The organism is Streptomyces sp. NBC_00154 (genome assembly GCF_026342835.1).
Classification (GTDB): domain Bacteria; phylum Actinomycetota; class Actinomycetes; order Streptomycetales; family Streptomycetaceae; genus Streptomyces.
The window spans coordinates 418,316-430,856 of sequence record NZ_JAPEMI010000002.1 but is presented as its reverse complement, the minus strand read 5'-3'; the positions used below and the strand labels follow the sequence as shown (position 1 = coordinate 430,856).

9 protein-coding genes and 1 pseudogene are annotated in these 12,541 nt (G+C 69.2%); 5 read left to right on the top strand and 5 right to left on the bottom strand.

Annotated elements, in window-relative coordinates:
• Positions 1-175: 175 nt before the first annotated feature.
• Together OHA03_RS38375 and OHA03_RS38370 are read left to right on the top strand one after the other, a co-directional pair.
• Positions 176-985 (top strand): SDR family NAD(P)-dependent oxidoreductase, encoded by an 810-nt coding sequence (locus OHA03_RS38375; RefSeq protein WP_267008628.1) that lies wholly within the window; start codon positions 176-178, stop codon positions 983-985.
• Positions 986-1,367: 382 nt separating this feature from the next.
• Positions 1,368-1,550, top strand: a pseudogene (locus OHA03_RS38370) (IS630 family transposase); the annotation flags it as partial.
• A gap of 406 nt (positions 1,551-1,956) precedes the next feature.
• Here the strand turns inward: OHA03_RS38370 and OHA03_RS38365 are convergent.
• Complete coding sequence (locus OHA03_RS38365) at positions 1,957-5,715, bottom strand: S8 family serine peptidase (protein ID WP_267008627.1); 3,759 nt, start codon at positions 5,713-5,715, stop codon at positions 1,957-1,959.
• Positions 5,716-6,291: 576 nt separating this feature from the next.
• Between OHA03_RS38365 and OHA03_RS38360 the strand changes: the two genes are divergently transcribed.
• Complete coding sequence (locus OHA03_RS38360) at positions 6,292-7,296, top strand: LuxR family transcriptional regulator (protein WP_267008626.1); 1,005 nt, start codon at positions 6,292-6,294, stop codon at positions 7,294-7,296.
• Between the two features lie 333 nt (positions 7,297-7,629).
• Here the strand turns inward: OHA03_RS38360 and OHA03_RS38355 are convergent, their stop codons facing one another.
• The 4 genes from OHA03_RS38355 to OHA03_RS38340 all read right to left on the bottom strand — a co-directional run bounded on the left by OHA03_RS38355 (position 7,630) and on the right by OHA03_RS38340 (position 10,675).
• Positions 7,630-7,794: a hypothetical protein gene (locus tag OHA03_RS38355; protein WP_267008625.1), complete on the bottom strand. Its 165-nt coding sequence runs from the start codon at positions 7,792-7,794 to the stop codon at positions 7,630-7,632.
• A 51-nt stretch (positions 7,795-7,845) separates the two neighbouring features.
• On the bottom strand, positions 7,846-8,805 hold the full coding sequence (locus OHA03_RS38350; protein ID WP_267008624.1) for an NADP-dependent oxidoreductase: 960 nt from the start codon (positions 8,803-8,805) through the stop codon (positions 7,846-7,848).
• 98 nt (positions 8,806-8,903) lie between these two features.
• Positions 8,904-10,004 (bottom strand): Gfo/Idh/MocA family protein, encoded by a 1,101-nt coding sequence (locus OHA03_RS38345; RefSeq protein ID WP_267008623.1) that lies wholly within the window; start codon positions 10,002-10,004, stop codon positions 8,904-8,906.
• A gap of 59 nt (positions 10,005-10,063) precedes the next feature.
• Complete coding sequence (locus OHA03_RS38340) at positions 10,064-10,675, bottom strand: nuclear transport factor 2 family protein (RefSeq protein ID WP_267008622.1); 612 nt, start codon at positions 10,673-10,675, stop codon at positions 10,064-10,066.
• A 241-nt stretch (positions 10,676-10,916) separates the two neighbouring features.
• Here OHA03_RS38340 and OHA03_RS38335 point away from each other — a divergent pair, with 241 nt between their 5' ends.
• Together OHA03_RS38335 and OHA03_RS38330 are read left to right on the top strand one after the other, a co-directional pair.
• Positions 10,917-11,498 carry a TetR/AcrR family transcriptional regulator gene (locus OHA03_RS38335; protein ID WP_267008621.1) on the top strand — a complete coding sequence of 194 codons (582 nt, stop codon included), beginning with the start codon at positions 10,917-10,919 and terminating at the stop codon, positions 11,496-11,498.
• A gap of 412 nt (positions 11,499-11,910) precedes the next feature.
• Positions 11,911-12,498 carry a TetR/AcrR family transcriptional regulator gene (locus OHA03_RS38330; protein WP_267008620.1) on the top strand — a complete coding sequence of 196 codons (588 nt, stop codon included), beginning with the start codon at positions 11,911-11,913 and terminating at the stop codon, positions 12,496-12,498.
• Positions 12,499-12,541: the final 43 nt, after the last annotated feature.

Genomic DNA, 12,541 nt, shown 5'->3' with positions numbered 1-12,541 from the left:
GGACACGCCGGTTTCCCTCCCCTACGCCTTTGGGGCGTAGGGGAGCACCTGACGCGTAGTCCGTAACCCGGGGGCGCCGTGACCTAGTCCGGTGCCCCTTCGTCGTATCCGTACACGCCCGGCCCCTCCGCAAGCGCGGCGGGCGGCGAAGCGTGCCCAGATCCATGGATGGACCATGTCCGACTCTAATCTTTCCTCCCGCACCGTCCTCGTCACCGGGGCCACCTCCGGCATCGGCTACGAGACGGCACGGCTGCTCGCCGAGCGCGGCGCCACCGTCCTCGTACACGGCCGCACAGCCGAAGAAGCGCAGGCAGCGACCGACAAGCTCACCTCCGCGGCCGGAGTACCCGCCGAGCAACTGTGCCCCTTCGGCGCGGACTTCTCCCGCCTCGAAGAGGTCGAACGGCTTGCCCACCGAGTCGTCGTCGAGCACCCGCACCTGGACGTCCTCGTCAACAACGCGGCCATCGCCGCCCCCGAGCGACACACCGTCACCGTGGACGGCAACGAAATCGCGTTCCAGGTCAACTTCCTGGCGCACTACCTGCTCACCAACCTGCTGGACGAGGCGCTCACCAGCGAGCCAGGCGGCCGCGTCGTCAACGTCTCCTCCTCCCTGCACCGCACCGGCTCCATCCAGTGGAGCGATCCCAACCGCGCTCGCCGCTACTCTCGCCTCGCGGCCTACGCCCAGTCCCAACTGGCGCTCACCGTCTTCGCTGCGGACCCGCGCGTCACTGCCGTCTCTATCCACCCCGGCATCTGCGACACCGCCCTGCTCCCGCTCTACGCCCGCCACGGAGCCACCGCGTCCGACGGCGCCGCCCATGTCGTACGCCTCTGCGATCCGGCCACGGAAATCGTCAACGGCGCGTACTACGACTGCGACCAGCGCGTCGAGCCCGCTCCCGCCGCCACCGAAGGCCGCACGGTCCAGCGCCTCAACAAACTCGCCGACGTCCTCGTCGGCCAACTCACCTGAAGGGACCACGGACATTCATTCGAAGCGCGCACGTAAGAAAGGGGCCCGCCGCAAGAGGCAGGCGAACCACGGCCGGAAGGCCGGCCACAGCTGAACCCGACTGCGGGCGGCCTGCCAACAGGGCACGCCGCCCCCACCTCGAACTCGGGGCACCGGAGGACCCTCCTGCGCTCGCCTCACTGGACGCCGACGCAGCCTGGATCCACAGCAGTTGGGGCGGCCCGGCCGCCCCCGGCGCCTGCGCGGCAGACCGCGTGAAGCCAGCCAGCCCTCGCCGGCGGTCACCCGCGGCGGCACCAGCACCACGAACAGCAGGACAGCGAGCGCAACCCACAGGAGGGCGCGCAACCCGGTGAGCCGACCGGCGCCCATGTCGATCATCGGACCACTGAGGCAGTTCACCATCGCCAACTCCAACCACCCCAACCACACCGCACAAACTCGGGCCCTGCACTCCTACCCGCGCTGGCGCAGCGCCAACGCCCGGCATCCCAACGTGCTGGCCGCCCAACGACGCGAACGCGCCCGCATCCGCTGGGGCGGACGTCCGATGAAAGACGCGTGACCCTGCTGACGGCAACGGCAACAGTGGCGCCATGAACGTTGATCGTGAGGCTCTTCAAGCCAGCTGGAACCAGACCCGTGGCCACCTCGACGCCGCCCGGGCACACCTCACGGGCACTTGTCACTGCCAAGCCCGCGATGGCCCGTCGCCCGCCCAGCCCGGGGTACCCCCGTCTCGTGTTGCCGCTTCAGAAGACCGCCGGAGAGGTGCTCAGGTGGTTCTACGGTCGTCGCTGCCGGCTCGGCGGAGTCGGTCGGCGTTGTGGGTGATGGTATCGATGCGGGCTGCAAGGTCGGGGTGGTCGGCCTTGAGGTGTGTGTGGGTGTCGGCGAGGGGGTCCCTCGTGCGGCCCCTGTCCGCGGTCTCCACCGCGGACAGGGGCCTTTTGGTCAGCCGCCCGCCGTCGCTACTTCAGGCCGAAGGCGCGGATCACGGTCTGGATCACACTGTTCCCCTTCGTGTCCCGCGCCGTCGTGCGCAGGCTCGCGAAGCGGGCCCGGGACGGCGCGTCGAGCTGCGTCTTCCAGTCGCCGCCCGACTGCCGCAGCGTCGTCCGGTGCCACGTGGCACCGTCGTCGTACGACACTTCCAGCGTCACCGTGCGGATCTCGCCCGTGCCCGCCGCTCCCTTCAGGTGCGATGGGCTGACTGTCAGCCCGGTCCGCCGGTGCGCCTTGCCGGCCAGGTTCGTGGCCACCGCGTAGTCGAGCTGCACCAGCGGCAGAGGCGTGAGAACCGTGTAGTCCGTGGTGCTGGAGGTGAACCCCCACTCGGTGCGGGTACGGATCGAGTACGGCCGGTCCGGCAGGTTCCGCTTGCCCTCCACCACCATTCGGTAGGGCAGCGCGTCCGGTGACATGCCCTCGACGGTGACGATCCGCTCGTTGACGTCCTCGCCGAGCAGTTGGTCGCCCTGGTACAGCGAGATCTTCGAGGTGTCGCTATCAGCCCAGACGACGCCGGCATGGCCGCCGGCGTCTCCCCAGGCCGGTACGGCGGAAGTGCTGATGACGTCGCCGGTCCGGAAGGGGGCCCGCCAGCTGATGCCGTCGTTGAGCAGTCGCGGGCGCTGGATGGGTGAGAACCAGCTCTCGCCGGTGGTGCTGCGCGGCTTGTACGAACGCGCCAGGCCTCTTTGGCCGAGGTCGCTCATGCCCGCGCCGGAGACCCAGCGGACGCCGGTGCCCGCCGTGACCCACGACGTCAGCGTGCCCTGGGTCGCGACCGGCGTGGAGTCACTGAGCATGGGGCCGTTGAAGATGGCCGACACGTCATCGCGGTACTCGCGGGCCTCGCCCTGCTTGGTGTCGCGGAACTCCTCTTCGATCCGGGCCAGTTCGCCGGGGCCGGGCCGGTAGGACGGGTCGTGCGGGATCGCTCCGTCGTGGTGGCGGACCAGGTCGTACAGGTAGCGCGGATGCGGGTGAGAGACCACCTTCAGCGTCGCCGTGCCGGGCTTGCGGATCCGGCTGAGCAGCCGTGCGCTGTCGTCGGTACCGAGCGAGGCCACTGGCAGCGGAGCGGCGTCGGGCAGATCCGCCCAGGGGTCATACTTTCCGTAGCCGTCGTTCAGGATCAGCAGCTGCCTGGCACCGGCCTTCGCCGCGGCTGCGGCCTGGTCGGGGGCGGGCACGGTGTCGCTGCGGCGGACGACCGCCACTTGGCCGCGCGCCTTCAGCTTGCGGAAGTCCGCAGCCGATCCGTTGCCGGCCCACACAGCCCGGTAGCTGCCCGTGCCCTCGGGCAGCGCAGGGGACAGGCTCTGGATGACGACGCCGGCGTAGGTCTGCGAACCGGAGGAGAACGTCAGCGCCGGCTGGACCTGCCGCCAGCGGGTCGCGAAGGTATACGACCCCTTCGTCACCTTCGGCGTCGGGGTCACCCAGAGGCTGTCGTACAACCAGGACTCGGGCATGTAGCTGTCCATGAACGGGAACAGGTCGCCGTTGGTGCGGTACTGGTCCACCCGCATGAACTGGTTGGCGGTCGGCTGCGGGGTGTAGGCGGCCGCCTTGCGCAGGTTCGCGGCGTCGAAGCGGACGGTGCGGTCGGCGTCGAGGTCGATCTGCGGCGCGGAGAACATGGCGAAGCCCAGCGTGTGCGTGCCGTCGATCCCGGGCACGGCGGTGTTCATCCACGCCGAGTAGGTGCTCGGGGGCAGGCGCAGGCTCATGCGGCCCGAGGCGTCGACCTCGTACATCTTGGGCGCGGTGTTGCGCTCGACGTCCTTCAGGACGAGTGTGCCGGGCAGGGCGTCCCCGTGGCGGTCCTTCGCCGTGACGGACAGCGTGACCCGTCGCCCCTCCTTGTTCACGCCGACCGGCGTGCGGGTGAGGACCGTGCCGTCGGCGCGGGTGGCAGTGAGCCGACTGGAGTAGGCGGCATTGTCCTCCGCCGCGTCGAGGTGGGTGATCACGCCGACGGTGGCGGTGCCGCGCGCGGGCACGGTCAGCCGCGAGTCGGTGAGGGTGAACACACCTTCGGGCAGCTGGTCCTGGCTCAGGGACAGGTCCACGGTGACCGGCTCGGACCCGGTGTTCGTGTAGGTGACGTCCTTGCGGACGGTCTGGCTGGGCGTGTACGGGTAGTGGGCCTGGGCGAACGCGGACCCGGAGGCGAACAGCGTGGCCTTCACGGCGGCGGCGATGTCGAGCCGACCGCTGCCGGCCTCGAAGGGGCTGAACCGCTGGGTGCTCGCGGTGGTGCTGACCAGGGCGTCCTTGAGCTGCTGCCCCGTCCAGTCCGGGTGCTTGGCGGCCAGCAGAGCCGCCGCGCCCGCGACGTGCGGTGTCGCCATCGACGTACCGCTCATCGTCTGATAGGCGCCCTCACCCTCCGCCGCGTACTGCGAGCGGGCCGCCAGCACGTTCACACCCGGGGCGGTCAGATCGGGCTTGATGGCGTTGTCGCCCACGCGGGGGCCACGGCTGGAGAAGCTCGCCAGCTGGTCCACGCCCTTCCCCGGGCCGTTCACCGCGCCGACCGTCAGCGCGGCGTCCGCCGCTCCCGGGGCGCTCACGCTGTACGCCTCCGGACCGGAGTTGCCCGCCGCGATGACGAACAGCGTTCCGGTCTCCTCGCTGAGCCGGTTCACCGCCTGGCTGAGCGGGTCGGTGCCGTCAGTGGGACCGCCTCCCAGGCTCATACTGACGACCTTGGCGTGCTGGTCCCGGGCGGCCCACTCCATGCCCGCCAGTATCCAGGAGTCCTGACCACTGCCGTCGTTGTCCAGCACCTTGCCGATGTGCAGCCCGGCGCCCGGAGCGACGCCCTTCTCCTTGCCGCCGGACGCCGCCCCGGTACCGGCGACAGTCGAGGCGACATGGGTCCCGTGGCCCTGCCGGTCGGTGACGTCCTGCCCCGGCACGAAACTCTCCGTGGCCACGATGCGGCCGGCGAAGTCCGGGTGCGCGGCGTCGATCCCGGTGTCCAGCACCGCGACGTCCACACTCTGCCCGGTGTCCCCGCCCGCCCAGACTTCGGGAGCCCCGATCTGCGCGGTGGTGTCGGACAGCGTGGCCTTGACCTTCCCGTCCAGCCACACCTTCGCGACCCCGCCCGCCAGCGCCGCCGGCGCCGACCCGGCCGAGCGCGCCCCTGTAAACGCCCTGCCGGCACCGGTGAGGGAGGACCAGAAGTCCGCCGCCCGTGTGTGCTTCGCGGATATTGCCGCACCCTGGATGCTGCTCAGGGTCAGGGTCCTGCTGGCGCCCTCCGGGGTCTTCAGGGCCCGGGAGCGGGCCGCCGCGTCGGTGTACGTGACGATCAGCGGCAGATGGTCGCTGCGCGCGTCGTCGTAGCCGTCCGCGAGCAGCTCGGTCACGTTGAACAGGTGCTCGTCCAGTGCCCCGGACGCGATGAAGGGCAACGCCACGTCGGGATACACGTAGATATCGTCACCGACCGACATGACGTGAGCGCCACCGGTCCTGCCCTGCGGATCGGTTACCGACGTGACCGAGTGCCTGCCGCCGTTCGCGGTCACCGTGACCTTGTCCCCGGTGATCAGCGTGACGGTACGCACAATCGCGGGACCGGCAGCGGCGGTTGCGGTGGGGGATGGAGGCGTCGCAGCGGCGTCGGCCGACGCGGCAGGACCGGTGGCCGTCAGCACCATCAGGGCGGCGACGGCGGCTGTCAACCCGCGTCTGCGGGACGGAGACATACGCAAGAGAACCTCATGAACTAGATGGGCAGCGGTCCTTGGCAGTCAGCCATCCGTTCGCATCACTGTAAAGTCAGCGCTTTGGCACTTCTGTGCCACGTCACCAAGTGGACATGGCGCAAGTCCGCGCAATGATCTCCAAGCGGGACATGCTGCACGGCGCGAGGAGTTGTCGGATTCCCAAGGAAGCCCAACCATGCAAGCCGGCTGCCGCTGTCCTGCGCAGTGCGGCCGGGTATGCCTCAACATGCGGTTCCCTTGACCCTTTGACGAATCGTCACACCAGCCGTCCTGTCTTCGTCGACTGCACGGCTGGACGCTGCGAGCAGGAATGATGCTCCGGATGTTCAGCCCGCACGCCCGCGGCCCGGCGTCCTGGCCCTGGGCTTCTTCCCGGCAGCCGGAGTGATGCGTCGAATCGATCGATGATGTCGTTCTTTGCGGCGGCTCGACGGCAGCAGATCGAGGGGCCCCAACTGGAGGCAACCGACGACCGGGGCCCGTTCCTCTGGCCGCCACCACGGCTTGTATTTTCCTGATCGGTGTCACACGGGCAAAGGCCAGAGGTGGAGAGCAATGATGGAAAACGACGCACCCTTGGAGTTGGTTGGACTCGATACAGAGGCGGAGGCTGTCTATCGCCATCTTCTGGTGCGTGGCGGCGGGACTGTCGACGAGATAGTGGCGGCATTCGGAGTGAGCTTCGAGCACGCGTTGGCGTTGCTCGAAGGTCTGCACCACTCCGGGTTGGTCAGCCGTAGATCCTCGGGTGCGTTCCTCACGGTGGATCCCCGTCACGCGCTGCGGACACTGGTGGAGTCACGCGAGCGTCAGCTGGCTGCAGTGCGGGACGCTGCGGGGCCGTTGGGTGCGATCTTTGACAACGCCAGACGGTCCAGTACGGCCGAACCCGCCACCAGAACCATCAGCGGTCCGGAGGCGGTCGGCGACTGCTACTACCGCTTGAAGCAGGCTGCCCGATCCGAGATCTGCGCCATGGACCGCCCTCCGTTCCTGCTGGCTCCGAATGGACCACTCGACGAGGCGGCGGTCCGGCGCGGGGTGCGGGTGCGTGTCGTCTACGCGGCTGCCAGTTTCGATGCTGAAGGCGGCTGGCAGGCGCTGGGCAGCCTCGTGTCGCGTGGGGAAGAAGCCAGGGTCGTGCCGGCGCTGCCTATCAAATTGGCGATGGCGGACCGGTCGGCCGCGATGGTCTCGCTGAGCTTGTCAGCCGACAGCAACGAGTGTCTCTACACCGAAGCTCCCCCGTTGCTGAAAGCATTGACCGAACTCTTCGAGCATTACTGGACCACTGCGCCCTCACTGTGTGGGGGCCCCGACTCCGAGTCGTTGCCGTCGCCAGGGCCGTCCGCCCGAGGCGACCAGACCCGGAAGCCCACTGACGAAGAACGGAACCTGCTTGCGCTCTTTGCTGCTGGGGTCAAGGACGACGCCATTGCCCGCCAGTTCGGGGTTTCGACACGGACGCTGCGGCGGCGGATCCAAGACCTTTACGCGGAACTGGGGACCACCAACCGGTTCGGAGCTGGTGTCGCAGCAGCTCGACGCAACTGGGTTTGAGCATCCCGACCCCGTTCGGATCATTCGGATTTCCCCACGAGCCGACGACTCCCTCGGCCCGGATCGCGCCGGACCATCCGTTCGCATCGAGCGTCGGGCGGGCCCTTCGGGGCGGCCAAGTGCCCCGCGGGTATGTGTGGCAACGCCCGTACAGCGAGCAGGACGGACACTGCGCCGCATGCCCGCCAAGTCATGCTGAACAACGACCGCGCCAACCGCTGCTGGTTTCAGTCCTACTGAGACGACCCGCCGGTGCGGGCTTCGGCTGGTACTGGCCGCACGAGAAGGCGTCGACGGCGTCATACTTCCTGACCAGCCCGCCAGAGTGGGCCTTCAGGCCACAAACTCACGCAATGCTGCTGGAGAGGATGTCCGATGCTCACCAGCGAGCGCGATGTTCATGACCGCGCTGTCCAGGAACACCATCAACTGCGCGATGGATATGAACAGCAGTGCGGCCCAGCGGCGCGGATGCGGATGTGCGGATGTCGCAGACATGAAGGAAGAGGTCCTCAGCAGTTGGTTGATGTGGTGCTGGTGCTGGGAGGGTCAGAACTCCAGGACGAGTCGGCCGCGGACACCGCCGGCCTCGAGGAGACGGTGAGCTTCGGCGGCCTGTTCGGCCGGCAGGACGCGGGCGATGCGCAAGGTGAGTTCGCCTGCTTCGGCCTGAGAGCGCAGGCGGTCCAGCCGGGCGCGGTCGTCGAGGTAGTCCGGAACGAACACCGTGTAGGTGCGCAGGGATCGGCGTCGCAGATCCGCGGGGCGAAGAGCGCGGGGGCCCTCGCCGAGGAACGTGACGATGGCGCCACCGTCGCGGACGGCCCCGGCCACCGCCGAGGAGCCGATGACGGCCGCGTCCACCAGTCCGTCCACGCCCTCCGGCACGGCGTCGAGAATGCGCCGGGCCACGCCGGGTCCACGCAGTACCACGAGGTCGGCCCCCAGCGAACGCACGAGCTCCTCGTCCGCCGGCGACGCGTCCGCCACCACTGTGAGCCCCTCGGCCCTGGCCATCTGGATCACGAGTCCGCCGACCACTCCCGCACCACCGGTGACCGCGACGCTCTGCCCGGCGGACAGGCCGAGCAGGTCAAGGGCCCGCCGGGCGGTCAGTCCGTTCATGGGTAGCGTGGCCGCCTCGGCATGGCTGGTTCCCTCGGGTGCGCGGGTCACCCGTTGCGCGGGCAGGGTCAGGTACTGCGCATAGGCGCCGCCGCCGGGCTCGGTCGGCATGGTCATCGCCATCACCCGGTCCCCGATGCGCAGATCGGTGACCGCGCCCGCCCCGATCTCATCCAACACTCCGGCGGCTTCCATGCCCGGGACGTACGGGGGTGCAGGGGAGATGAGGCCGAGTGAACCGTTGCGCAGATACCTGTCGCCGGGGTTCACCGATGCGGCGTGCACCCGGACGCGCACCTGACCGGGACCGGCATGGGGCTCGGGCACCTCGAAGACCCGCAGGGCTTCCGGCCCCCCGAATCGGGTTACGCCTACTGTCTTCATGATCCCTCGCAATTTTTGACCGTTCGTTACGGATTCGGGGCATGGGGGCGCCCCGGTGCACAGCTGCTCTCACCGGCGTCGGGCCAGGATCTGGCCCGTCAGGCCAGGGTCTGCGCGGCGCCTTCGACGGATGAGCGGTCGATGGCGTCCAGGAGCTGGTGGCGCGTGTGGGCGTAGGCGAAGTCGGGGACCGTGCGGGTCCCTTCGCGCAAGTCCCGTCCCAGGTGTGCGTAGAGCGCGGCGACGTTCCTGGCCGGGCCGGTGAGGCCTGCGGGGATGTCGGCGGAGTACGCGGCGGGCACCTCGAGGGGGGAGACGGTCGTGTCCGTGCCGAAGCCGGCCTGGAGCGTGAGGTCGGTGACCTGGAGGTTGCCCCACGGTGCGGTCAGGACCAGGTCCCCGTCGGTGCCGTTGATCTCCCAGCGGAAGTTGTCGCCGCGGGAGGTGCCGCCGCGGTAGAAGACGGACGCCGCGGCGCCGCTGTCGAGGGTGCCGATGAGGGAGATCTGGTCCGGGGCGGTCACCGGGACGACGGTGTTGCCGGCGTCGGTCACGGTGACCTGCGTGCGGCCAAGGACGAGGTCGGCCGACAGGTGGCCGAACTGGCCGAGCGTGACGTTGAGCGCGTCGATGGCGTGGAGGGCGGCGCCGGTCAGCGGAGTGGCGCCCTGTGTCCGGTCGTACCAGTACGCATGAGCCCGGGTGGTCTCCCCGCCCCAGACCATGCCGGAGGCCACCATGCTGGTGCCCAGGACTCGGCCGATCCGGCCGTCCTCGACCAGGCGGCGTGCGAAGCGGAGTTCGGGGTGGTAGCGGCCCTGCAGGCCGATGGCGGTGCGAACACCCGCAGCCTCGGCGCGCCGGGTCAGCTCCGTGGCCTCGGCGAGGTTCAGGGCGAGCGGCCATTCGGCGTAGACGGTCTTGCCGGCGTCGATCGCCGCCGAGATGAGCTCCCGGTGGTGGGGGACCTTTACCGCGACCACGACGACGTCGACCCCGGGATGGGCGAGGAGGTCCGCGTGGTTGTCGAAGGCGGCCTCGACCCCGAACTCCTTCCCGGCAGCGTTCGCGGATTCCTGGCGCGAGGTGCTGACGGCGCGCAGTTCGAAGTCCGGCAGTGCCTTCAGGGCGGGGATGTGGCTGATGGAGGCCCAGCCTCCCTGGCTGCCGCCGATGATGCCGACACCTATGGTGCTCATGTTGTCACTCCTGCGATTTGGGGCCCTGACGGGCTCATGGGTGTGTGTCTGTCTTGTTGTTACTTCTTCGGCGCGGAGGACGGCGTCCAGTTGGGGACGGTGTCCACCCGGAACCGGGACAGCACGGTGCTGTCGATGTACCAGTGACCGTTGATCCGCTTGTACGTGTCGTGGTACTCGCCGTAGCCGTGGAAGCCGCTCTTGTAGCTGGAGTCGGCCGGGAAGCTCACGTAGTCCTCCATCGCCCAGATTGCCGAGGCGCGGTTGCCGTGCACCTGAATCTCCGGGAGGAAGCCCTGGTGGGCGCTGGGGGCGTCGCCGAGCAGCGCAGCCGTCTTCTCGGCGAGCTCCTTGCCGCTGCTGTACTTGGCGCCGACGTCGATCGCGGGGTGGGCGGTGAAGAGCGTGGCCAGCTTCGACCACTGCTTGCTGTCGATGGACCGGAAGTAACGCGCCTTCAGCTGCTGGATGTCCTCGATGTCGATCAGCCGCTGCACATTGGCCGCGTTCGACGCGGTACGGGCGTGCGCCGGGTCGTGCTCGCCGGACGCGGGCTGGGAGGCCCAGGCCGCCGCTCCTGCGCCGCCGCCGACCAGCAGCGTGGCCGCCGCGGCCGCGGCGGCCACGCGGGAGCGCCACGCGGAGGGCTTACGGGATTCCTGTTCGTCCATGGTGTCTTCCTTTCGGCTCCGCGCCTCGTGGGCGGGCGCGGCAGGTCTTGTCCGGCCCTTGAGTTCCAGGGCTGCGTTGCGAGCGCCGGACGCTGATCCAAGGAGCACCGCTGCCGGGAGGGCGATCGGGCGCCGTCCTTCAGTGAACCCTATGTGGAACGATGAGTCAAAAAAAACTTCTGTTCGCATGGCGCATATGGAAGAAAAATTTGTACCGCACGTTCCTGATAGGCTTCGGCTCATGGCACGCATCAGGGAATTCGACACGGAGGCGGCGGTGGAGGCGGCGATGAACGCCTTCCGCCGCAAGGGCTACGAGGGAACGTCGGTTCAGGACCTGGTGAGCGCCACCGGCTTGGGTCGCGGATCGCTGTATGCCGCGTTCGGCAGCAAGGAGGGGCTGTACCTGGCGGCCATGGACAGGTACCGCGAACGGTATGCGCTACCTCTGGTCGAGCTCCTGCGCGGTGGGGCACCGGCTCGCGAGCTGCTGCGCGAGGTCCTGGTCGGGACAGTGGACGCGATCGTGCGCGACGGCAGCCGGCAGGCCTGCCTGATAGTGGGCGCCACGACGGAGCGCATCGCACACGACCCCAAGGCCGCCGCGCACGTGCGCTCGACGACCGCCTCGCTGGAGGACGCGCTCTGCGAGGTCATCGCGGAAGCGCAGGCGAGTGGGGAGCTGCCTGCCACCCGCGACTCCCGCGACCTGGCTCGATTCCTCCTGGTGACCATGCAGGGGCTGAAGGTGATGGGTGCCATCGATCCGGACCGGTCCTCGCTGATGGGGGCCGTCGAAGTGGCCCTGGGCACCCTTGGCTGAACGGGCGCCGCTTGATCCACGGCACATCGCGCCAGGGCGTCTTCAGCGAAGCACCTACGGGTCGCAGGCTGGTGGCCGCTACTCGGCCGCTTGGTCGCAGAGGGAGGATCCGAAAGGGACGGTGTGATGACGCCCGACGCCAACGGCAGCCAAGCGATCAAGATCCCTCTCGACCGCATGCTCAGCGAGCGCACCCCTCGCGGGGCTGGCCTCCAGGGTCGGCGTGTCCACCGAACCGTTCCATCCTGAAGAACGGCCGCGCCCGCGCGATCCGCCTCATCACTCCGACGGTATCTGCGAGATAGGTCCTCGACCGCCGGCCAGGCACGCCGTCCCACCGTTTGATCGGACAGACCTGTCTGTTAGTCTTCAGGTGACGAATCCAGGGGTCCGGAGAGGGTCGAGAACTGCCATGCCTGCCACGGCCAAGCGCCTCCCGGCGCGCGAGCGCATCCTTACGACGGCGGAAGAGCTGTTCTCTGCTCATGGGCTGCGGGGCGTGGGCGTCGACCGCATCATCGCCGATTCGGGCGTCGCCAAGTCCACCCTGTATGTGCACTTCCCGTCCAAGGACGAACTGGCCGCCGCCTATCTGCGGCGGACCGACGACTCCTGGCGCGGCAAGCTGCGGGCCGCCGCGCTGGCGGCCGGTGACAGTCCCCGCGATCAGCTGGTGGGTCTGTTCGACGCGGTCACCGCCTCCTATGAACGGCACGGATTTCACGGCTGCCCGTTCATCAATGCCGCCGCCGAGAGTGAGCCGGGGAGCCTCCCGCACACCGTGACCGTCGAACACAAGCGAGCGGTGCGGGCATGGGTGCGCGACCTGGCCGAGGCGGCCGGAGCTGACGACCCCGACCAGCTGGCCCTGCAGCTCACCCTGCTGGTCGACGGTGCGCTGGCGGCGGGCAAGCTCGAGCAGGACCCGGCCATGCCTGCCGCCGCCAAGGAGGCGGCACGGTTCGCGGTCGGGCGCTCCTGCCCGCCACCTGCCATCTAACCCTCCAGGCCCTCATGCGCCCTCTCTCGGGGGCGCATGAGGG

Excerpts from the sequence above, each read along its gene's own strand:
- OHA03_RS38330 (WP_267008620.1), top strand. The coding sequence starts at position 11,911 with ATGCCTGCCACGGCCAAGCGCCTCCCGGCGCGCGAGCGCATCCTTACG.
- OHA03_RS38375 (WP_267008628.1), top strand. The coding sequence starts at position 176 with ATGTCCGACTCTAATCTTTCCTCCCGCACCGTCCTCGTCACCGGGGCC.
- OHA03_RS38355 (WP_267008625.1), bottom strand. The coding sequence starts at position 7,794 with ATGTCTGCGACATCCGCACATCCGCATCCGCGCCGCTGGGCCGCACTG.
- OHA03_RS38350 (WP_267008624.1), bottom strand. The coding sequence starts at position 8,805 with ATGAAGACAGTAGGCGTAACCCGATTCGGGGGGCCGGAAGCCCTGCGG.
- OHA03_RS38345 (WP_267008623.1), bottom strand. The coding sequence starts at position 10,004 with ATGAGCACCATAGGTGTCGGCATCATCGGCGGCAGCCAGGGAGGCTGG.
- OHA03_RS38365 (WP_267008627.1), bottom strand. The coding sequence starts at position 5,715 with ATGTCTCCGTCCCGCAGACGCGGGTTGACAGCCGCCGTCGCCGCCCTG.
- OHA03_RS38360 (WP_267008626.1), top strand. The coding sequence starts at position 6,292 with ATGATGGAAAACGACGCACCCTTGGAGTTGGTTGGACTCGATACAGAG.
- OHA03_RS38340 (WP_267008622.1), bottom strand. The coding sequence starts at position 10,675 with ATGGACGAACAGGAATCCCGTAAGCCCTCCGCGTGGCGCTCCCGCGTG.
- OHA03_RS38335 (WP_267008621.1), top strand. The coding sequence starts at position 10,917 with ATGGCACGCATCAGGGAATTCGACACGGAGGCGGCGGTGGAGGCGGCG.